Raw genomic sequence first — 20,977 nt, forward strand, 5'->3', positions numbered from 1 at the left:
CGACGGGACGGACACCGGAACCGGCACCGACCCGGGCACCGATACCGGCACGGACACCGGCACCAACGTCGGCACCAACGACGGGACGGACGTCGGGACGGACGTCGGGACGGACGATGGGACCGATGTCTCGATCGGGACCGGCGGCGAGACAGGAACCGGTATCGACGTGGGCACGGATATCGACGTGGGCACCGACTTCGATCCCGGAACCGCGCTCGAGGTGTTGGCTCCTCCCGAGGAGGACGAGGAGTTCGGCCGCGGTGCCGGTCGGGCAGGCGTCGCGCGGGCGGTGGCCACCATCGAGGGCGTCCGACGGGCCAGGGTGACAGTCGACTCCTCGACCAGCCGGCAGGAGCTCGACCTCCTGATGACGAGAGCGATGCACTCGGGCGATCTCGCGGCAGCGTCGTGGTTCGCCGACAAGCATGCGTTCAAGCTGACCGAGGAGCTGCAGCGCGAACGCTACTTGTCGATACCCAAGCTCCGGCACGATCTCGCCCAGCTGCGATATCTCGACGGCCTGGGGGTCACGCTGCCCCAGATGGACCGGATGATCGCCGCCTACCGCGACCTGCTGGAGGACGCCTCGCGCCGTGAGCCAGCCTCTGGTCGCTGGTTGATGAGCGAGACGGAGCGCAGCCGGATCGGCGCCTTCTACAACCGGATCCTGCACCGACCCGCCGCCGACCGCGTGCCCTCGGCCCTGTCTGCGAGCTGGGATCCGGAGCGCATCGAGGAGGAGTACCTCCACGGCCCGCGGCAAGCCGTGGTGATCGACGACTTCTTGTCGCTGCCGGCGCTCGACCTCCTGCGCAGGTTCTGTCTGGAGTCCACGGTCTGGTTCAACAACCGATACTCCTACGGCCGTCTCGGAGCCCTGTTCTCCCGTGGCTTCAACTGCCCGCTGTTGGTGCAGATCGGCGAGGAGATCGCCGCGTCGTTCCCGAACATCATCGGTCCCGAGCACCAGCTTCGTCAGATCTGGGGATACAAGAACAACGAGAACCAGCCAGCGACGCCGCCGCATGCCGACTTCGCGGCCGTCAACGTCAACATGTGGCTCACGCCCGACTCTGCCAACCTGGACCCGCAGACCGGCGGACTGGACGTGTACGACGTCGAGGCGCCGATGTCCTGGGGCTTCGACACGTACAACAAGGACGGCCGCGCCATCCGCGACTTCCTCCGCGAGTCCAAGGCGGTGGCCACCAAGATCCCGTACCGCGCCAACCGGGCGCTGATCTTCAACTCCGACCTGTTCCACGCGACGCAGCCACTGACATTCGAGGAGGGCTACGTCAACCGCCGGTTGAACGTGACGTTCCTGTTCGGCCGCCGCGAGGACGACTGGACGTCCACCGACAGCTGAGCAGGAACTCGCACACCGTCGATGAGTTCTGGGACGCGCGTCGGTCTGCCCCTACATGCGACCTTTGATCCTGAAGATGGAAATGACCCTCGACGGCTTCGTCGGACAACCCGACGAGGAGCCTGGGTGGCCCACGCACTACTACGACGACGACTTCTCCTCCTCCATGCTCGAGCTGATCAGCGGCGCCGGCGTGCACGCGCTGGGCCGGGTGGCGTACGTCGGGATGGCGCCGTACTGGCAGTCCTCCGACGACGCCTTCGCCAAGCCGATGAACGAGATCCCGAAGGCGGTGTTCTCGCGCACGTTGACCGAGGCCGAGGCCGACTGGCCGGAGACGACGGTCTACCGCGACGTCGCGAGTGGCATGGCCGAGCTCAAGGCCCAGGACGGCGGCCCGATCCTCACCTACGGTGGCGCCGGGTTCGCGCAGGAGCTGACCCGGCTCGGGCTCGTCGACGAGTACCGGATCAACGTCCACCCCATCGCCTTCGGCACCGGCTACCGGCTCTTCGGTGGACCGATGGACCTCGAGCTCAAGGACGTACGCCGCTTCGGCGCCGGATCGATCGCCTACACCTACACGTCTGGCTGAGCGTCCGGCCGCTGCGCCTGCAGTACGTCGAGGTCGCGCTCGGCGAACTGGCGGTGCGACCACTCCTCGTTGAGCACGACCCCCAGGCACTCCTTCACCGGGAAGCTCCGTGATGGGGGCCAGCCCGGACCCTCGACCGGCTCGGTATCGGCGGCCAGTGACTCGTCGGTCAGGCTGTCGATCAGCGTGCGCACGCCGTCCATCCGGTCGCGGCGCAGCGCCAGCACCTCGTCGAGCGACGGACGCACCTGGCGGTTGCGCGGGATGCCCGGTGTGTCGGGCATCTGGTCCCACGGCAGGTCTAGCGGGTCCCAGGGCGCCGGGTCGCCGAGGATGCCGCGGCGTACCCACGCGTCGGTGGCGAACACGAGGTGGCGCAGGGTCTCGATGAACGACCACTCCCCGTCCACCGACTCGTGCAGCTGCTCCGGCGGGAACCCGCGGGCGCGCTCCACGGTCTCGTCCCAGCGGCGTTCGACGACGGCCCAGGCCTCCCGGAAGCCGGCGGCATCCGTGGGTCGCAGCTTGACGCGATCGGGATCACGCTTGTCGAGCTCGGCGCTGACGTAGGCCGTCACGTCGACGCCGTCGATGCTCAGGTTGCGGATGAAGCCGTCGATGCGCACGTCGACCAGCTCGACGCCTCGCATCACGACGCCGTCCATGCCGGCACCGTGGATCAGCGCGCGCCGGAGGTTGACCCGTCTGAACTCGCAGTCGCTCAGGTCGGCATCGGCGAAGCGGGATCCGCTCAGGTCCTCCTCGATGAACTCAGCCATGGGCGGACACTAGACGCGCGCACCGACAAGCCGTGCGGTCTCAGGTCGACGGTCGTGACCCGGCCCAGACGAGGCTGCCGAAAGCGATGACCAGGGCGACGTTCACGGGGACGGCCACAGCCGACAGGTTGCCGATGTGAGCCACTGGCCACGCCGCCATGGCGACGAGGACGAGCAGACCCTGCCAGCGGTGACCGAGCCTGAGCAGCGCCACGGCGACCAGCGCGAACGACAGCGGGAAGAACAGCCCCAGCGGCTTGATCAGGTTGGCGGCGCCCGGCTGGTCGACGAGCTGGGTGTCGCCCAGGGACATGTGGATCGCCTCGAAGCCGTAGGCGGCGTTCCCGACCAGGCCGATCAGCCCGGTGAACAGGATCCAGGCGGCGAGCTTGGCGTCGTGGGGGAGCCAGGAGGCAGCCCGGAGCACGACGAATCCGTAGGCGATGGCGCCCAGGACGTGCAGCACGCCGGCAGTGGGGTCGTCCCAGCCGCGGGCGGCGTACGTCGAGTCGGCGGCCAGGTAGACGATCGGCGCGACGAGCAAGGAGCCGGTTAGCAGTCGTTCGGTCGGCGTGGTCGAGCTGAGCTCGGCCCTGACGTCCGCGGTCGCGGTGGTGCTGGTCATGAGATCTCCCGGTGGTCGATGTGGAACCCCACTCTGGGGAGGTGTCGACACGTTGCGCCCCGGGGAAGACCCTGGATCGGAGAAGCAGGGAAAACCCTGCATGGGCCGATGGTCCGGCATGCCACGATGACGCCGTGACCGCCACCGACCCTCGGGGACTCCGGGGGTTCCTGCCACTGCTGGTGGTCAGCCTGGTGGTCGTGGCCGTCGCCTTCGGGTTGTCGCGGGACCTCTGGCTGGAGAACCTGCACAACGGGTTGCTCGCCCTCTCGCTCACCATGGTGGGCGCCTACGTGCTGTTCCAGCGACCGGGACATCGCGAGGGGTTGCTGTTCCTGGCCGCCGGGGTCGTCGAAGGGGTGATGTTCCTCGGCCGGCAGGTGGGTCACGCGCCGAGCTCGGACGCGAGCCAGTGGTGGGGGTGGCTCGGGGTGTGGCCGCTGGCTGTCGCCCTGGCCCTGACCACGTTCGCGGTGATCTGCTTCCCCGACGGTCGGCTGCCGTCACCGCGTTGGCGCCCGGTCGCCGCGGTGGTCGTGGTTCTCGCGGTGTGCTGCGCGTCGGTCTCGGCGATCTGGCCGGTGGAGTACGCCGCGGCCGGCGTCGTCACTCCTCATCCGTTCCATGCCGAGACTCCCGATCTCGTCGCCCGCGTGTGGGACGCGGTCGCCCATCCGTCGTACATCGTGTTCCAGGTCCTCTGGGTGGTCGCCCTCGTCGCTCGCTGGCGGTCCTCCGACGGCAGCGGTCGCCGCCAGGTGGCCTGGCTCGCCGTGGCCGCCGGCATCTCGGTGGGCGCCCTGCTGGTCGGCCTGGTGATCTGGGGTACGCCGGTGCCGGGACTGATCTCGGCCACCCTGCTGCCGATCACGGCCGGCTGGGCGATCGTGCACGGCCAGAACGTGGCCGCCTACTCCGCACTGAGCTGGATGTCGCGGGCCGGGCCGGCGTCCGAGGACCGTCCGACCGACCTGGCCCGTGCCGTGGCCGAGGCCCTGGCTGCGCCGGGAGCGATCCTGTGGATGGGTCCGCGCGACGACCTCCACGCCGTGGGCGTCTGGCCTGAGAGCGACGAGGACATCCCGCCGATGGACCTCGACCTGTTGGCGAGCTGGCCCGACCACCAGGTCCGCGCCGTGACGAGCCGGGACGCGGTGGTGGGCGCCCTCAGCGTCCGGCGTACCGGGATCGACCGGCTCTCGCTGGCCGAGAACCGGCTCTTCGACGACCTCGCCGCCCAGGCCGCGCTCGTGATCGACCACCTCGACCTCGGCGAGATCATCCTGCGCCAGCGGCAGGCCGGGCACCTCGAAGGGCTCAGCCCTCGCGAGCGCGAGGTCCTGCAGCTGATGGCCCGTGGCCTCTCGAACGCGGCCATCTGCGAGGAGCTGCACCTCAGCGTCAAGACCGTCGAGCCGGTCGTCAGCACGATCTTCACCAAGCTCGGTCTGCATCCCGACGCGGCCAGCAACCGCCGCGTCCTGGCGGTGCTGGCGTTCATCCGCACCTGAGCACCCGGGCTAGCCAGGACGGGTGAGGTTTCGCCCGGGACCTTGCCTATCCGCGGCGCCGGGTCTGTGATCGAAGGTGCCCCGTGACCGGCCAGGCCGGGGCAACGAACCAAGGAGGAATCATGGCCACATCCCAGACGCGCAGCATCGACCAGCCGCACGAGACGCGCCCGTTCAAGGCCCACGGCCACATGGACGTCATCACCCTGGACGACTTCACCATGGGCCACGGAGTCTTCGAGCCGGGCTGGCGCTGGTCCGCGGACGTCAAGCCGATCGCCGGCACCGACTCCTGCCAGGCACGGCACACCGGCTACTGCCTCTCCGGCCAGATGACCGTCAAGTTCGACGACGGCTCCGAGATGAACGTCGGCCCCGGTGACGTCGTGCTCATCGAACCCGGCCACGACGCCTGGACGGTCGGCGACGAGGCGTGCGTGCTCCTGGACACCGGGGTGGCGGAGTACGCGAAGCCGTCCTGATCGACGCACCCGGGATCCGCGACGGACGCTGACCTTTCGTACCCTTGCGGGTACGTACCCGATCGGTTACATTACCTGCATGGACGCAGTACTGCAGGCACTGGCAGACCCGAGCCGGCGCACGGTGCTGGAGATCCTGCGCGACCATCCGGCGTCGGCCGGCGAGCTGGCCGATGCGCTGCCGATCGCCCGTCCGGGGGTGTCCCGGCACTTGCGCGTGCTGCGCGAGGCCGGGCTGGTCGAGGTACGCCAGGAGGCGCAGCGGCGCATCTACAGCCTGCGTCCTGAGCCGCTGGCCGACGTGGACGAGTGGCTGGAGAGCTACCGCGCGCTGTGGCGCAACCGGCTCGACGCCCTGCACACCGAGATCGCTCGAGGAAAGAGGAAGTCATGACCATCATCGGGAGTCTGCGAGCCCTGGACGAGAAACATGGAGTGGTGCGCGTCGAGGACGTCTACGACACCGGGATCCAGGACCTGTGGGAGGCGTGCACGACGCCGGAGCGGCTCGCCCGCTGGTTGGCCGAGGTGACCGGGGAACTGCGCGTCGGGGGAACCGTGCAGGTGGTGTTCACCAGCACGTGGACGGGTCCGGGACGCATCGAGGTGTGCGACGCACCGCACCACCTGCTGCTCACCATGCAGCCGGGTTCCGAGGGCGAGTGTGAGCTGGAGGCGTGGCTGACCGAGGAGGGCTCGAAGACCCGGCTGGCGGTCGAGGAACGCGGCCTGCCGCGCGACGAGCTCTACCTGCACGGAGCCGGGTGGCAGGCCCATCTCGAGCACCTCGGCATGTCGTTGACCACGGGCGCATCGGCCCACCCCGGAGGCTGGTCCTCCTCGCGACCCGCGTCCGTGTGGCAGGAGCGCTGGAACGAGCTCTCGCCGGCGTACAGCACCATGACGGTGGAAGAGGGGTGATCCGGATGAGCAACCCGAACGTCTACCCCGAACTGATCCTGGACTCGGCGCAGGAGAAGATCCGGGCCCTGGCGCGCAAGCAGGCCCGCGACGAGGCACGCCGCAACGCCAGAACCGCGCGGCGCCGCACCCGCGCTCATCACCCGTTCGGACCCTTGGCACGCTGGGCACATGGACTCCGATCCCAGCTGGGTCACCACGAACATCACCGCGGAGCTGATCCGCGGCGCCCTTGATCTCCAACCGACGGAGCAGGGGCTGCTGCCGCACCGGCTGCCGACGTGGGCTCGCAGGCAGATCCCCGACGACCAGCTGGCCGTGGCAGAGGCGCAGCCGTCCGGCGTACGCCTGGTGTTCCGTACGACGTCGACCGCGATCGAGCTCGACGTACTCCCCACGAAGCTGGCCTACGTCGGGGCACCGCCTCGGCCGGACGGGATCTACGACCTGGTCGTCGACGGGCACCTGCTCGACCGGGGGAGTGTGACCGGCGGCAACGTGCGGCTGGTCGACATGCAGACCGGTGCGACAGAGATCCAGCCGGGCTCGCCCGGCACGCTGGCGTTCACCGACCTCACGCCGGACGCCAAGGACGTCGAGATCTGGCTGCCGCACAACGAGGTCACCGAGCTGGTCGCGCTCCGCACCGACGCGCCGGTCGAGGCGCTGCCAGCCACGGGACGCAAGGTCTGGCTGCACCACGGCAGCTCGATCAGCCACGGGTCCGACGCCGAGAGCCCGAGCACGACGTGGCCGGCCGTCGCTGCCGCGGGTGGGGGAGTGGAGCTGGTCAACCTCGGATTCGCCGGGAGCGCCATGCTCGACCCGTTCACCGCGCGAGCGATCCGGGACACTCCTGCGGACCTGATCAGCGTCAAGCTCGGCATCAACCTCGTCAACGGCGACGTGATGCGGCTGCGGGCATTCGGTCCGGCGGTGCACGGGTTCCTCGACACCATCCGCGAGGGGCACCCGACCACGCCGCTGCTGGTGGTCTCTCCGATCCTCTGTCCCATCCACGAGGACACGCCGGGCCCGGCGATGCCAGACTTCAGCAAGCTGAGCGAGGGCCAGCTGAACTTCCTCGCCACCGGCGACCCGACGGACCCCACGCGGCTGACGCTTCGCATGATCCGCGACCAGCTCGCGCACATGGTCGAGTCACGTGCCGCCGACGACCCGCACCTGCACTACCTCGACGGCCGCGAGCTGTACGGCGAGGCCGACTTCGCCGAGCTGCCGCTCCCAGACCAGCTCCACCCCGATGCTGCGACGCACCGGCGGATCGGCGAGCGGTTCGCAGCCCTCGCCTTCGCCGGCGGGGGCGCGCTGGCTGTCGGCTGAGCTGGGTGCGCAGCACTTCCCCTGCTCTCGAACGTGGCCAGCGCAACCGAAGGTCACGCGCCGGCGGCTGGCTCGGCCCACGTGAAGGCGCCGGTCCGGCACTGGGTCAGGACGTCATACGAACTGGTCGCCATGACAGCCACTTCGTATGACGTCCCGGGCAACGTCATACGAACTGGTCGCCATAGCAGCCGATTCGTATGACGTCCCGCAACCCAAGTGCTCCCGGCAGAGCGGTACATCGACAACCCCGGGAGGCGAGCCGCATGCGGGCTGCGCGGAGGCTGACCGGTGTGCTCATCCGGACCGCGGCATCGCAGGCGCGGATGCCGAGCATCAGCACACACCGCTTCCGGGCGTACGACGGAGCAGGCACTCTCGGGGAGACCGCTCACCCGACCTCGAGGACGCGCATGTTCGAGTACTTCCCCGGCAACTACATCTGGAACCTCGGGGTGGTCGCGACCCTGAACAGCGGCGGTCTGATCGACGAGGTGGACCGGGCGTGCCGGCCGATCCGCGAGCTCGCCGCGCAGGGATCAGACGTCGGGACCAGGGAGTTCATGGCGTCGTGGAACGCGGTGGCCGACCAGCTGGAGGCACAAGCAGCCGAGGCCGAGAAGGCGGGCCACACGAGAACGGCCGGCCAGAAGTACCTCCGTGCCGCGGCGTACCTCTGCCAGGCCGAGCGGATGCAGAGCGCCAGCGACCCGAACCGGAAAGCCGTCTACCAGCACTGCCTCGACCTGATGCAGCAGTCGTTCGACCTGATCGACCCGGCGACGACGCGGGTGGAGGTGCCCTTCGAGGGGACCACGTTGCCGGCGTACTTCACCCGGGCCGAGCGACCGGACGGCAGCCCGGCACCGACCGTGATCATGTGGAACGGGCTGGACTCCACCAAGGAGCACATGTACACCTCGGGATGGCCGAGCGAGATGGCCGCGCGCGGGATCTCCGTGCTGCAGGTCGACACCCCCGGCAGCGGCGAGGCGTTGCGGTTCGGTGACCTGAAGTCGCGGATCGAGACCGAGGACTGGGCCGAGGCCTGTGTCGTCTACCTCGAGAGCCGCGACGACGTACGCCACGACCGGATCGGCCTGGTCGGCTGGTCGCTGGGTGGGTACTACGTGCCGCGCGCTGCCGCCTTCGAGAAGCGGCTCGCCTTCGCGGTCGCGTGGGGCGCCAACCACAACTGGGGCGAGGTGCAGAAGGCGCGCCTCGAGCGTGAGGGCGAGAACCCGGTGCCGCACTACTGGGAGCACGTGCTCTGGGTGTGGGGGTACGACGACGTCGACACCTTCATCGAGTTCGCCGAGGACATCCACCTCAACGGCGTGGTCGAGCAGATCACTTGCCCGTTCCTGATCACCCATGGCGAGAACGACCGGCAGATCAACATCAAGTACGCGCACCAGTCCTACGACCAGGCGGTCCGCAGCCCCAAGCGAGAGCTGCGGGTGTTCACCTCCGACGAGGGCGCGACGGAACACATCGGGCTCGACCATCTGCCACACGTCGGTGCGTTCACCGCGGACTGGATCGAGGACACCCTGGGCGAGCTGGACGGCTGAGAGACCACCCTGACGACACAACGGGCCGCCGAAGATGCCCGGTTCGGCATCCGCGGACTGCGTGAGTCCCCAGATGTTCGCGTCACCAGCCACCCGCGGCGACCTGCTGTGCGCTGACCATCCCACGACGAGAGCGCCAAAGCGATTCGGATCGGTCGAACTGGACAATCCGAGCGTAGTGGCCGGCTTGTCGGTGCTGCGTGCCACTGTGGCGCCATGGCGTACGACGAGGACCTCGCTGACCGGATCCGGGTGGCCATCGGCAACGCCGTGGACGTCGACGGGCTGGTCACCGAGAAGCGGATGTTCGGAGGGCTCGCCTTCCTGCTCGGCGGCAACATGGCGGTCGCCGCGAGCGGCCAGGGCGGGCTCATGCTGCGGGTCGATCCGGACGAGACCGAGACTCTCCTGGCGCAGCCACACGCCGCGCCGATGGAGATGCGTGGTCGCGAGATGGCCGGCTGGCTGAGGGTCGGCGCCGCCGGCGTGGACTCGGACGAGGACCTTCGGCGCTGGGTCGAGATCGGTCTCACCCGGGCCGGTTCGCTGCCACCGAAGTAGCTGTCTGCCACCGACACCCCCCCACGCGGAACGACCCCCGGCGGCGGGAGACAGAAGCTCCACAACCGCCGAAGGTCGCCCGTGGTTCACCTCAGCGGGGCCATTCTGCGCTCGTGACCCGTCCGCCTGCCACCGTCAGGGTCAGCCGCCGGACAGCGGTCTCCTTGAGGTAGAGCCCGTAGCGGCCTTCTCGCACCTCCGGGAAGACCAGCGAGGGCAGCTCTCCGCCTGCGACCGGACGGTTGACGACGGCCACGTGGGGATGGTGGACGTGACCGGTGGACCATCCGTCTTGCCCATCGGGTCGGATCTCGACCTCGACCCCCTCCATCCCGGAGGGCACCACGACCACGACCGCGCCGACGTCGTCACCGATGTCGAGCAGGACCGAGCCCTGCCCGGCGAACGGGTTCTCCACCGCCGGGGCGCTCATGACGCCTTCGTGGTGCCGGGCACGGTCTGGTACCCACCGCCCGGAAGTCCGAGGTACGGGAACGAGCCGAGCAGTGCCGCGTTGCTGTTCGAGGTGCCGTCGGTGATGGCACTGGCCGCGCCGTCCGGGGTGTACGACGGGTCGACCAGCGGGATCGTCGCACCGGCGATGGCCCGCAGCTCGATCGTGACCACGTCGTCGTCGATGCGTCGGCCGTTGGGGAACCCGGCCGCGTCACCGGCGACCAGTCCTCCGTTGTCCGGCTTCTTGGAGGGCGGCACCGCGAGGTTGAGCCGCAGCATGTCCGACTCGACCGGCCCGGTGTAGTTCTGGAACCCGGGTACAACTCCCGACGGGATGCCGGTGAGCAGGATCGCGTTCAGGTCCGCGCGCGGCTTGGTGTAGGCCTTGAGGTTCGGGAACACCCCCGGGTAGAGCACCGGCAGCAGCCCCTGGAGCTCGGGCTTGTCGACGTACTTCGCGAAGGCCGAGTCAGCACTGGGCTCGAGGTGGTTCCACCGGTCCTTCTCGGCCATCGGCACCAGCACCTCGTTGAACAGCGGGTTGCCCAGGCGGGAGACCTGCTCCCACGGACCGTGGCTGACGTAGCACCCCCTCTTGGCGTCCCAGACCCGCGACTTCTGCCGGCTGGCGGTGGCCCACACCCCGATGACCGAGCTCGGGTCCATCACGTTCTTCGGGATGTCGCCCTTGCGGCTCAGGTCGGAGATCGGCACCTGCAGCGCGATGGTGTGCACGTTGAACGCCTGCAGCCCGTTGACGCCCGTCGTGTCCGGCATCGAGATCAGGTGCAGGTGGTTGAACGGCCGCAAGGCCCCGAGGTCGAAGATGCTGCCGAGGTCGACGTGGAAGGCATCGGCGCGCTGGCCGGCGAACACCTTCCGGTTGCCGAGCGTGTGGACCGCTTGGTTGGCCAGGGTGGCGTAGTTCGGCGTACTCCTCTTGCCGACGTTGACGGGCGGGCAGGTCAGGTTCGTGCCGAGCACCTTGGAGTGGCCGCCCTCGATGCGGGTGACCGAGTAGAACTGCGGCCGGTTCCAGTTCGGGTCGTTGATGCTGGCGATCGGGCCGGTGTTGTAGAGGAACGTCTTCGGGTTCCGGATCCTGGTCTGGAACTGGAACCGGTAGACGATGTCGGCCTTCCCCTTGCCGCCGTTCGCGACCTTGATGTCGTAGGCCACGTCGTCGCCGAACTCATAGAAGTTCGGTCCGCCGTCCGGCGGCTGCAGCGGGATGAAGTTGGCGATGAGCGTGACGTAGCCGGGCTTGTCGGGGCTGACGAACGCGTAGGTGTCGGTCCCGTCGGCGACGGGGTCCTTGGAGATCTCCGGTGCTTCGCGGTGCGACGACATCTCACTCGCCCCCTGCCGCGTTCAGGATGCGGGTGACCAGGTCGCGGTCGTGCACCACGACCTCCCGCTCGCCCACCAGCAGCGTGACCGTGCTGCCCTGGTGGTCCTCCACGTAGGCGACGACCGTCTCCTTGGCCGCCGTGCTGCTGCGCGCGGGTCCCCCCGCGAACGCCGGCCCGGCGGTGATGCCGACGACGCCCGCAGCCGCTCCGGCACCAGCCGCAGCGAGGAACTTCCTTCTGTTGGTCTCACTCATGTCAACTGCCTCCAGTTGTCGCGACACGCGTCGGAGTGACCCGCGTCACCACGGGCTTCGACACGAGCCGGGGGCCGGATGGGGCCGGCCGCCGCCGGGCTAGACCAAGCTCACCGGATCGGCTTGGCTGGGAGCGTGAGCGTGCGTGTGGGACTGGTCGGCGCCGGCCCGTGGGCCGGGATGTTCCACGCGCCGATGCTGTCCGCGCACGCCGGTACGACGCTCGAGGCGGTCTGGTCGCGCCGCCCCGAAGCCGCCCAGGCACTGGCCGCAGACCACGGCGCCATCGCGGCTGCGACCTACGAGGACCTGCTCAGCCGCTGCGAGGCGGTCGCCTTCGCGGTGCCGCCCGACATCCAGGCCGAGATGGCCGTCGTCGCCGCGCGGGCAGGCAAGCACCTGATCCTGGAGAAGCCGCTCGCGTTCACCCTCGACGACGCCGAGCGCCTTGCCGGTGCGGTCGACGACGCCGGCGTGCAGACCGTGCTGATGCTGCGCAACCGGTTCACGGCGGTGGGGCAGGCGTTCGTCGAGACCGCCCAGGACTCCACGGTGCGGGGCGGGGTGGCCCACCACGTCACCGGCGCGGCTCTGCCCGGCAGCCCGTTCGCGACGCCGTGGCGCATCGAACGCGGTGCGCTCCTCGACCTAGGCCCTCACCTGCTCGACCTGATGGACGCCTCGATGGGCCGCATCGAGCACGTCGACGCGAGCGGCGACCCGCGGCGGTGGATCTCGATGGTCACCCACCACGAGGGCGGTGCGCTCGGTTCCGCCGCGCTGTCCATCACCGTTCCCGGAGTGACCGGCGACTGTCGGCTGGAGGTGTTCACCGACGACGGTCCGGTGGTCTTCGACAGCGAGGAGTCAGACAAGGACAGCGGCGTCGGCGAGGCGATCACGCGCGCGCTGGCCCGGGCGGTCGAGACCGGCGAGAGACCGTTGGTCGACGTACACCGGGGGCTGCACCTGCAGCGCCTGATCGCCGGGATCGAGGCCGAGCTGAGCTAGTCGACGAGCTTCTCGCGAAGGGCGTCCAGCACGTCGGGGGAGAGGCCCAGCCCGGTCGTCACGTAGTCCTCGACGGTGCCGAAGCTCTCCTCCATCTGCGCGGATGCTGCCTCGAGGTAGCTCTCCTGGACGCCGAGGATCGGCACGAGCAGCTCCGGGTCACCGCCCCCGGCGGCGAACTGGTCCATCCACGGCTGCACCATCGGGAGCAGCTCGGTGTTGGTGAGGAGGTACTCCTCCAGGATCTGGTCCTCGGGCACCCCGAGGAGCCGGAACAGCACCGCGGTGGCCCAGCCGGTGCGGTCCTTGCCGGTCGTGCAGTGGTAGAGCACCGGCGCGTCCGCGGCGGCGAGTCCCTCGAAGAGCCGGCGGTACGCCGACTGCGCCGACGGGAGGGTCACGAAGCCGCGATAGGCGGACTCGAAGTACTGCTGCGCCTGGCCCTCCCGGAGGAGCTCGTCGGCCCGCGACGGGTCCTCGAAGATCTGCTGCAGCTCGGCCGGCGCAGCGTGGCTGGCGTCGGCGAGGACGTCGAGCACCTCCGACGACGTGCCCGGGGGGAGTGCGTCGGGCTGGTGCGAGACCTCGGCAGCGGTGCGCAGGTCGTAGACGGTGCGTACGCCGAGCTCGGCGAACGCTGCCAGATCCTCACCGTGCAGCCGACTCAGCTCGGCGGACCGGTACACGACCCCCGGCCGGACCTGTCTCCCGTCGCCGGTCGGCCAGCCGCCGAGATCGCGGAGGTTGGCGGCGGTCGCGATGGCGAGGCGGGCTCGTCGCTCGGTGGTCACGGGCCCATCACAGCACGCTGTACCGCCGGTCCGGCACTCGCGGGGTTTCGAGTCAAATCCCGGCAATTCATCCCAAATGTATGCGACGATCCTCGCGGGCGAACCCGCCCGTGCCCTCGTCGTGCCTCGCCTGTGCAGAGCGTTTCCGACGCTACGGTGCTGACACAGGGGGCAACGACTCTTCAGCGGAGGAACGGCGGCATGCGTCACCCCATTCGGCACCTGGCGCCGGTCGCAGTCCTGGCGACCGTGCTGGCCCTCGTCGCAGGCTGCGGCGGTGGCAACGGTGTCAGCGAGCTGCCCAAGGCCCAGCCGCCGACGACCTCGCCGACTCCGACCGATCCCGACGTGACCGTGGCCGGTGTCGACTCCTCGGACCTCGACGTCACCAACGCCGCCGGGTCCTCGCCCGGGGTCAACCTCAGTTTCGCCTCTCCGATCTACACGGTGACCGCAGCCTCCGAGCTCACCGCTCCCGCGCAGGTGCAGCTCCTGCTCGACAACGCCCTGCCACGCACCGTGCCCGTCTTCGTGGTCTCGCGGCAGTCGGCGAAGCAGCCCTGGACCTATCAGCCCGGCCGGCTGATGTCCGACCAGCGGCACGTGCAGTTCACCACCTCGCGCCTCGGCGACCTCGCGGTCGTGGTGATGGACCTCGACGGCGCCCTGCAGAGCTTCCAGGACGACCTGCACAGCCGCCTCGACTTCAGCATCGACAAGAAAGTCAAGAAGCCGGAGTGTGCGGACGCCAAGGAAGCCCGCAGGGACGGCTACGCCGTGACCTCCTCGATCGGCCGCAAGACCGTCTTCTGGTGCTTCGGCTACGAGAACGGCAAGCGGGTGCTGCGTGTCGTCAACCGCCGCGTGCAGCCGATCCAGCTGGCGCACCCCAACGTCCCGGTGCTGCCGCCGACGGCCGAGGTCCCCAAGGCCTGGAACCCGTGGGTCGGTGTCATGGGTGACGACGCCTCCTTCCTGGCGCCCGGCCGTACAGCGACCTACGACGTCGACGTCGAGCCGACCAAGCGACTGCTCCTCAGCGCCACCGCCGACACCACCGCCCAGTCACTGCGGACCCTCCAGGCGACGACGACCTCGCTGGTGGCCCGGCTGAACGGCTTCGGCGGACCCCGGCACAAGCCCCTGGACACCATGACCGCCATGCTCGCGAAGCCGCAGTGCGCGAAGACGATCGGCCTCGGCGCCGACAAGATGCTCGCCGGCTGCTTCTCGCGGCCGAAGCTGGTCTCGATGTTCGGCACCCAGGGGCTGCTGCTCGCCAAGATCACCACCGACCCGAGGACGAAGGCCTACCTCCGCCAGCAGTTCAAGGCGGTGGCGCTCGACGTGCTCAAGAACGGCAACGAGAACATCCTGGTGCGGCGGGCCAAGCCCGACTTCACTGCGTTCGTCGGCTCCTTCACCGGCACGTCGCGGGTGATGGTCGTCAACGGCGACGGCCTCGTCTACGAGAGCGCCAGCAACACCACGGCGAAGGGTGTGACCACGCAGGTCGCCGACGTGACCTACCAGCTTTCGCTGCCACGCGTCGACAACGGTGTCGCGCATGCCGATGCCGTCGTCACCAAGGTGAAGATCTACGACAAGAAGGCGTTCAAGGGCCGCGTCCCGAGGGTCGGCGACACCGGTGTCTTCCGGCTGGACAAGGGCGTCGTCAGGTCGCCGTTCGTCAAGCGGCTCTACTGCGACGGCAAGGCCGCCAAGAAGGGCACCTGCGACTGACGGCTACTGCCGGGCGAGATACTCGGCCAGGGTCATCGGTTGCCGCGCGGTCAGGCGGAGCACGTCGTCGGTGACCTCCGCCATCTCGCCGGCGGCGACAGCGGTGTAGGTGCTCACCCATGCGTCGTACTGCCAGTCCGGCGCCTCCCAGCGCTTGCGTGACTCGTAGGCCTCCTCGACGGTCTCGTCGTGGAAGGTCACCTCTCGCCCCTGCACATGGGCGATGGTCTCGGCGACCTGCGACATGGTGATCGCCTCCGGGCCCGTCATCACGTACGTCGAGCCCACGTGGGCTCCCGGTTCGGTGAGCACAGCTACGGCCGAGGCAGCGATGTCGTCGCGCGTGACGGCGGCGACCACGCCGTCCCCGGCCGGTCCTCGGATCACGCCGTCCTCGCCGACCAGGTACGGGAAGAAGTCGAGGTAGAGGTTGTCGCGCAGGAAGGTCCAGTCCATGCCCGAGTCCTTGATCCGCTCCTCGGTGTGGAAGTGGTCGCGACCCAGCGTGAAGGTGCAGTCCGCGGCAGCGCCGGCGAACGAGGTGTAGACGACGTGACGTACGCCGGCCTCGGCGGCCGCGTCGACGAAGGCGAAGTGCAGGCCCAGGCGATCGGCGTCCTCGGCGGCCGACACCATGAACAACGTGGTGACTCCGTCGAGCGCCGCGACCACACTGTCGTGGTCGCCGTATCCGGCGAAGGGCACCGGCACGGCCCCGTCGAGTGTGGGGGCCCGCGAGGGGTCGCGGACGAGCAACCGCTGGCCGACGCCGGCGGCGGCCAGGAGCGTGGCCACCCGCCCGCCGAGGCCGCCCGTCGACCCGGTGACGGCCAGGGTGGGGAGTTCGGTGTTCACACCTCGAAGACTAGGTGGTCGACCACCGAGGGGTGGGCCCAGACCCAGCGCGGATGCGGAGGGGTGTTGGATGACGACAGACCCCGAGGAGATGAGCATGTCCCTGCCCGCATCGTTGGCCGCCACGACCGTCGCCGTGCTCGGTGGCACCGGACCCCAGGGCCGCGGTCTCGCGCGCCGCTTCGCCACCGCCGGGCTGCCCGTGGTGATCGGCAGTCGCAGCGCCGACCGCGCCGAGGAGACGGCCAAGACGCTGGCCTCGGCAACCGGCGGCGACGTCACCGGCGCCGACAACGAGGGCGCGGCGGCAGCCGGCGACATCGTCATCGTCGCGGTGCCGTGGGACGGGCACGGCGACCTGCTGAGGTCGCTCGCCGGCACCCTGGCCGGCAAGGTGGTGGTGGACTGCGTCAACCCGCTCGGGTTCGACAAGCAGGGAGCCTTCGTCCTCGAGGTGGAGGAGGGTTCCGCCGCCGAGCAGGCGGCCGCGCTGCTCCCGGACTCCACCGTGATCGGTGCCTTCCACAGCGTCTCCGCGGTGAAGCTCGAGGACCCCGACGTGGCCGAGGTGGACACCGACGTGCTCGTCCTCGGCGAGGGCGAGAACCGCGAGGCCTGCGACCTGGTCCAGGACCTCGCCGGCGTCATCCCAGGCGTCCGGGGTGTCTACGGCGGGCGGCTGCGCAATGCCCACCAGATCGAGTCGCTGACCGCCAACCTGATCGCGATCAACCGCCGCTACAAGGCCCACGCCGGCATCCGGATCACGGACATCTGATGGCGCTCGGATCCGGCATGTACGCCGCCTACCCCGAGCCGTCGGCTCAGGCCGTGCAGCTGTACGACGCACTCGTGGCCTTCATGCGCGAGGAGGTGTTCCCGGCCGAGGAGTCCTACGACGCGTACCGGGCCGAGGTCGGACCGAACGACCACACCGTCCCGCCGGTGATCGAGGAGCTGAAGGTCAAGGCGCGCGAGCGCGGACTGTGGAACCTCTTCCTGCCATCGGAGTCGGGCCTGACGCAGCTCGAGTACGCCCCGATCGCCGAGCTGTCGGGCTGGAGCAACGAGCTCGCACCCGAGGCCATGAACTGCCAGGCCCCCGACACCGGCAACATGGAGCTGCTCCACCTGATCGGCACCGAGGAGCAGCAGGCGCTGTGGCTGACGCCCCTGCTCGACGGAGAGATCCGCTCGGCCTTCTGCATGACCGAACCGGCCGTCGCCAGCTCGGATGCCACCAACATCGCGACGCGGATCGTGCGCGACGGCGACGAGTACGTGATCACCGGCACCAAGTGGTGGTCGAGCGGCGCCGCCGACCCGCGCTGCAAGCTGCTGATCGTGATGGGCAAGACCGACCCGTCGGCGGCGACGCACCGCCAGCAGTCGATGGTGCTGGTTCCGGCGAACACCCCCGGTGTGTCGATCAAGCGGTCGTTCCCGGTGTTCGGCCGGCATGACCAGCACGGCCACTGCATCGTCGAGTTCGACGAGGTGCGGGTGCCGGCGGCCAACATCCTCGGTGAGGAGGGCGGCGGCTTCGCAGCTGCGCAGGCCCGTCTCGGCCCGGGTCGCATCCACCACGTGATGCGTGCGCTCGGCGCGGGGGAGCGAGCCCTGGCGATGATGGTGTCGCGCACGCAGGAGCGGGTCGCGTTCGGCAAGCCGCTCTCCGACCAGTCCTCGGTCCGGGAGCGCATCGCCGAGTCGCGGATCGAGCTCGAGCAGGCCCGCGCCCTGTGCCACAAGGCGGCGTACGTCGTGGACAGCGCCGGCAACAAGGAGGCGCGGCACCTGATCGCCGCCGCCAAGGTCGCCGTGCCGCGGGCCGTGAACAACGTGATCGACCGCGCCATCCAGGTGCACGGCGCGGCCGGGATCTCCGACGCGACGCCGTTGTCGATGATGTACGGCTGGCATCGCGCGATGCGCATCTTCGACGGGCCCGACGAGGTGCACCTGACCTCGCTCGCGCGGGCCGAGCTCGGCGCCGAGCCGTTGTTCGACCTTCCCTGAGGAGCACACTGTGACGGTGCGACCCTCCCTCTACGAGTACGCCGGCGGCGACGCGGCCTTCCTGGCGCTGGCCCGGGCCCACCACCAGCGCTGCCTCGACGATCCCGAGCTGAACCATCCCTTCTCCCACGAGGGCCAGCACCCGCAGCACGTCGAGCGGCTGGCGGCGTACTGGGCCGAGGTGATGGGAGGCCCGTCGACGTACTCCCAGGAGTGCGGTGACCAGTCGGGACTGCAGCACATGCACTCGGGCAACGGCGACATCACCGACCTCGGGCGTCGCTTCGTGGAGTGCTTCGTGCTGGCGGCCGACGATGCCGATCTGCCTGACGACGCGGAGTTCCGAGCCGTGCTGCGCGACTACATGGTGTGGGCCGTCGCCGACGTGCTCGCCTACTCACCCGTCGGGGCAGCGGTCCCGGCCGGCTTGCCGATGCCGCACTGGTCGTGGGACGGCCTCGTGGAAGGAACGCAGCAGGATGCCTGACGAGGTCCTCACCGAGACCCGGGACGGCGTGCTCGTCGTCACCATCAACCGCCCCGAGGCGAAGAACGCCGTCAACGCGGCCGTGGCTGCCGGAGTGGCGGCTGCGATGGACGAGCTCGACGCGGACGACGACCTGCGCGTCGGCGTACTCACCGGGGCCGGAGGCACCTTCTGCGCCGGGATGGACCTGAAGGCGTTCCTGCAGGGCGAGGCCCCGATCGTCGAGGGGCGCGGACTGGCCGGCATCACCCAGCAGCAACCGCGCAAACCGCTGATCGCGGCCGTCGAGGGCTGGGCGCTCGCCGGCGGCTTCGAGATCATGCTGGCCTGCGACCTGGCGGTGGCGGCCGAGACGGCCCGCTTCGGCGTACCGGAGGTGAAGAGGGGGCTGGTCGCCGGCGCCGGTGCTGCTCTGCGACTGCCGGAGCGGGTGCCGATGCCGATCGCGCTCGAGCTGCTGCTCACCGGCGACCCCATCGACGCCGCGCGGGCAGCCGAGCTCGGCCTGGTCAACCGGCTGACTCCGGAGGGCGGCGCGCTCGACGCGGCGCTCGCGCTCGCCGCGACGATCGCCGAGAACGGTCCGCTCGCGGTGGAGGTGACCCGCCGGATCGCTCGTGGCTCCCGTGACTGGACGGTCGAGGAGGGCTGGTCGAAGCAGGACGAGCTGATGGGTCCGGTGTTCGTGTCCGAGGACGCGATGGAGGGCGCGAAGGCGTTCGCCGAGAAGCGCAAGCCGGTCTGGAAAGGGCGCTAGCCCCAGAGCCGGGCTAGCCCCCCGTGCTGCCGCGGTTGCCGACGATGGCGGCGATCGGCGGGATGACTGCCGCGATCACGCTCATCACGACCGCGGCCGTGACCGACCAGAACCGGACCACGTTCCAGGCCAGCAGGATGAGCACGATGCAGGTGCCCATCAGCCAGAAGTAGCCCTTCTTGCGGTCCATGCTTCGAGGCTAGCTGCTCCCTTCTCGCCCGGCCGACGGCATGAGCCGGGCAGCAATGGGCACGGAGTTCCCCCACCCCCCTTGACCCAGGAGGTACTCCGATGAAGGCAGCCGTGTGGCACGGCAAGCAGGACGTGCGTGTCGAGGAGGTGCCGGACCCGGCCATCAAGGAGCCCACCGACGCGATCGTGAGGATGACGACGACCGGGCTCTGCGGCTCCGACCTGCACCTCTACGAACCACTGACCCCGTTCATGACCGAGGGCGACATCCTCGGCCACGAGCCGATGGGCATCGTCGAGGACGTCGGCGCGAGCGTCGACAACCTCAAGGTCGGTGACCGGGTGGTGATGCCGTTCCAGATCTCCTGCGGCCACTGTCACATGTGCGACCTCGGCCTGCAGACGCAGTGCGAGACCACCCAGGTGCGCGAGCACGGCATGGGCGCCGCGCTCTACGGCTACACCAAGCTGTACGGGCAGGTGCCGGGTGCGCAGGCGGAGTACCTCCGCGTTCCGCACGCGGACTACAACCCGATCAAGGTGCCCGACGGTCCCTCCGACGACCGGTTCGTCTACCTCTCCGACGTGCTCCCCACCGCGTGGCAGGCGGTGGAGTACGCCGCCATCCCCGACGGTGGATCCGTCGTCATCCTCGGCATCGGCCCCATCGGCGACATGGCGGCCCGCATCGCCATCCACCGCGGGCACCACGTGATCGCCGTCGACCTCGTCCCCGAGCGACTCGACCGGGTGCGGGCGTTCGGCGCCGAGACCATCGATCTGCGTGACCACGACAACCTCGGCGAGATGGTCCGCAACCTCACCGAGGGCCGTGGTGCCGACTCGGTCATCGACGCGGTGGGCATGGAGTCGCACGGCTCCCCGGTGGCCGGGATGGCCCAGAAGATGGTCGGGCTGCTGCCGGACGCGCTGGCCGAGAAGGTGATGACGACCGCCGGTGTCGACCGGATGTCGGCCATCCACACCGCCATCGACGTCGTACGACGGGGCGGGACGATCTCGCTCATCGGCGTGTACGGCGGGGCCGCCGACCCGATGCCGCTGCTGACGATGTTCGACAAGCAGCTCACCCTGCGGATGGGCCAGGCCAACGTGCGCCGCTGGGTCGACGACATCCTGCCGCTGCTGACCGACGACGACCCGCTGGGCGTCGAGTCGTTCGCCACGCACCGGATGCCGCTCACCGACGCTCCGCACGCCTACGACATCTTCCGCCGCAAGCGTGACGGTGCCTGCAAGATCGTGTTCACGCCCTGAGCGACGTCAAGGGGCACC

24 protein-coding genes are annotated in these 20,977 nt (G+C 69.7%); 16 read left to right on the forward strand and 8 right to left on the reverse strand.

The window, feature by feature from the left end; translation table 11 throughout:
- Positions 1-1,372: hypothetical protein (locus H976_RS30375; RefSeq protein ID WP_051276790.1), on the forward strand; the 1,372-nt coding region annotated here is incomplete at its 5' end.
- Between the two features lie 76 nt (positions 1,373-1,448).
- Positions 1,449-1,967, forward strand: a complete 519-nt coding sequence (locus H976_RS0113240; protein WP_196804069.1) for a dihydrofolate reductase family protein — start codon at positions 1,449-1,451, stop codon at positions 1,965-1,967.
- Here H976_RS0113240 and H976_RS0113245 read toward each other — a convergent pair.
- Entirely contained in the window at positions 1,952-2,746 is a 795-nt protein-coding gene (locus H976_RS0113245; RefSeq protein ID WP_027861937.1) for a DinB family protein, read from the reverse strand. The two genes, H976_RS0113240 and H976_RS0113245, sit on opposite strands and share 16 nt — an antisense overlap.
- Positions 2,747-2,786: 40 nt before the next feature.
- Positions 2,787-3,371 (reverse strand): hypothetical protein, encoded by a 585-nt coding sequence (locus tag H976_RS0113250; protein ID WP_027861938.1) that lies wholly within the window; start codon positions 3,369-3,371, stop codon positions 2,787-2,789.
- 134 nt (positions 3,372-3,505) lie between these two features.
- Between H976_RS0113250 and H976_RS30380 the strand changes: the two genes are divergently transcribed.
- From H976_RS30380 to H976_RS0113285, 7 genes are all read left to right on the forward strand, one after another.
- A complete protein-coding gene (locus H976_RS30380) occupies positions 3,506-4,882 on the forward strand; it encodes a LuxR C-terminal-related transcriptional regulator (RefSeq protein WP_051276792.1) in 1,377 nt (458 codons plus the stop codon).
- 122 nt (positions 4,883-5,004) lie between these two features.
- Positions 5,005-5,364, forward strand: coding sequence for a cupin domain-containing protein (locus H976_RS0113260; protein ID WP_027861939.1), 360 nt, complete (start codon positions 5,005-5,007; stop codon positions 5,362-5,364).
- 79 nt (positions 5,365-5,443) lie between these two features.
- Entirely contained in the window at positions 5,444-5,758 is a 315-nt protein-coding gene (locus tag H976_RS0113265) for a helix-turn-helix transcriptional regulator (protein WP_027861940.1), read from the forward strand.
- Complete coding sequence (locus H976_RS0113270) at positions 5,755-6,285, forward strand: SRPBCC family protein (RefSeq protein WP_027861941.1); 531 nt, start codon at positions 5,755-5,757, stop codon at positions 6,283-6,285. Before H976_RS0113265 ends, H976_RS0113270 begins: the two co-directional genes overlap by 4 nt.
- Positions 6,286-6,456: 171 nt before the next feature.
- Positions 6,457-7,629, forward strand: a complete 1,173-nt coding sequence (locus tag H976_RS0113275; RefSeq protein WP_027861942.1) for a GDSL-type esterase/lipase family protein — start codon at positions 6,457-6,459, stop codon at positions 7,627-7,629.
- 266 nt (positions 7,630-7,895) lie between these two features.
- Positions 7,896-9,203: a S9 family peptidase gene (locus H976_RS0113280; protein WP_231388913.1), complete on the forward strand. Its 1,308-nt coding sequence runs from the start codon at positions 7,896-7,898 to the stop codon at positions 9,201-9,203.
- A gap of 216 nt (positions 9,204-9,419) precedes the next feature.
- A complete protein-coding gene (locus H976_RS0113285; RefSeq protein WP_027861944.1) occupies positions 9,420-9,764 on the forward strand; it encodes a TfoX/Sxy family protein in 345 nt (114 codons plus the stop codon).
- Positions 9,765-9,855: 91 nt separating this feature from the next.
- Here the strand turns inward: H976_RS0113285 and H976_RS0113290 are convergent, their stop codons facing one another.
- Genes H976_RS0113290 through H976_RS0113300 form a run of 3 tightly spaced genes read right to left on the reverse strand, consistent with a single transcriptional unit; the run spans position 9,856 to position 11,826 of the window.
- On the reverse strand, positions 9,856-10,197 hold the full coding sequence (locus H976_RS0113290; RefSeq protein WP_027861945.1) for a hypothetical protein: 342 nt from the start codon (positions 10,195-10,197) through the stop codon (positions 9,856-9,858).
- On the reverse strand, positions 10,194-11,570 hold the full coding sequence (locus H976_RS0113295) for a DUF4331 domain-containing protein (protein ID WP_027861946.1): 1,377 nt from the start codon (positions 11,568-11,570) through the stop codon (positions 10,194-10,196). The genes H976_RS0113290 and H976_RS0113295 overlap by 4 nt, the downstream gene beginning before the upstream one ends.
- A gap of 1 nt (position 11,571) precedes the next feature.
- Positions 11,572-11,826, reverse strand: coding sequence for a twin-arginine translocation signal domain-containing protein (locus H976_RS0113300; RefSeq protein WP_027861947.1), 255 nt, complete (start codon positions 11,824-11,826; stop codon positions 11,572-11,574).
- A gap of 135 nt (positions 11,827-11,961) precedes the next feature.
- Here H976_RS0113300 and H976_RS0113305 point away from each other — a divergent pair, with 135 nt between their 5' ends.
- Positions 11,962-12,837 (forward strand): Gfo/Idh/MocA family protein, encoded by an 876-nt coding sequence (locus H976_RS0113305; RefSeq protein ID WP_027861948.1) that lies wholly within the window; start codon positions 11,962-11,964, stop codon positions 12,835-12,837.
- Here the strand turns inward: H976_RS0113305 and H976_RS0113310 are convergent.
- Positions 12,834-13,628: a tyrosine-protein phosphatase gene (locus tag H976_RS0113310; protein ID WP_027861949.1), complete on the reverse strand. Its 795-nt coding sequence runs from the start codon at positions 13,626-13,628 to the stop codon at positions 12,834-12,836. The two genes, H976_RS0113305 and H976_RS0113310, sit on opposite strands and share 4 nt — an antisense overlap.
- Positions 13,629-13,829: 201 nt before the next feature.
- Here H976_RS0113310 and H976_RS0113315 point away from each other — a divergent pair, with 201 nt between their 5' ends.
- Positions 13,830-15,371, forward strand: a complete 1,542-nt coding sequence (locus H976_RS0113315) for a hypothetical protein (RefSeq protein ID WP_027861950.1) — start codon at positions 13,830-13,832, stop codon at positions 15,369-15,371.
- Positions 15,372-15,374: 3 nt separating this feature from the next.
- Here H976_RS0113315 and H976_RS0113320 read toward each other — a convergent pair whose 3' ends face one another.
- Entirely contained in the window at positions 15,375-16,226 is an 852-nt protein-coding gene (locus tag H976_RS0113320; RefSeq protein ID WP_027861951.1) for an SDR family oxidoreductase, read from the reverse strand.
- A gap of 70 nt (positions 16,227-16,296) precedes the next feature.
- On the opposite strand from H976_RS0113320, the gene npdG reads away from it, so the two are divergent.
- The 4 genes from npdG to H976_RS0113340 are packed head-to-tail and all read left to right on the forward strand — an operon-like array spanning position 16,297 to position 19,489.
- Complete coding sequence (gene npdG / locus H976_RS0113325; RefSeq protein WP_051276793.1) at positions 16,297-17,004, forward strand: NADPH-dependent F420 reductase; 708 nt, start codon at positions 16,297-16,299, stop codon at positions 17,002-17,004.
- A complete protein-coding gene (locus H976_RS0113330) occupies positions 17,004-18,245 on the forward strand; it encodes an acyl-CoA dehydrogenase family protein (RefSeq protein ID WP_036226351.1) in 1,242 nt (413 codons plus the stop codon). The genes npdG and H976_RS0113330 overlap by 1 nt, the downstream gene beginning before the upstream one ends.
- Positions 18,246-18,255: 10 nt before the next feature.
- Positions 18,256-18,732, forward strand: coding sequence for an oxidoreductase (locus H976_RS0113335; RefSeq protein WP_196804071.1), 477 nt, complete (start codon positions 18,256-18,258; stop codon positions 18,730-18,732).
- Positions 18,725-19,489, forward strand: a complete 765-nt coding sequence (locus H976_RS0113340; protein WP_027861955.1) for a crotonase/enoyl-CoA hydratase family protein — start codon at positions 18,725-18,727, stop codon at positions 19,487-19,489. Before H976_RS0113335 ends, H976_RS0113340 begins: the two co-directional genes overlap by 8 nt.
- A 13-nt stretch (positions 19,490-19,502) precedes the next feature.
- On the opposite strand, the gene H976_RS29555 is transcribed toward H976_RS0113340, so the two are convergent.
- The gene (locus H976_RS29555) at positions 19,503-19,679 is read right to left on the reverse strand and encodes a DUF3099 domain-containing protein (RefSeq protein WP_081682885.1); all 177 of its coding nucleotides are present in this window, start codon (positions 19,677-19,679) and stop codon (positions 19,503-19,505) included.
- A gap of 101 nt (positions 19,680-19,780) precedes the next feature.
- On the opposite strand from H976_RS29555, the gene H976_RS0113350 reads away from it, so the two are divergent.
- Positions 19,781-20,959 carry a zinc-dependent alcohol dehydrogenase gene (locus H976_RS0113350; RefSeq protein ID WP_027861956.1) on the forward strand — a complete coding sequence of 393 codons (1,179 nt, stop codon included), beginning with the start codon at positions 19,781-19,783 and terminating at the stop codon, positions 20,957-20,959.
- The last annotated feature ends 18 nt before the right edge of the window (positions 20,960-20,977 follow it).

Source organism: Marmoricola sp. URHB0036, from assembly GCF_000426045.1.
Classification (GTDB): domain Bacteria; phylum Actinomycetota; class Actinomycetes; order Propionibacteriales; family Nocardioidaceae; genus Marmoricola.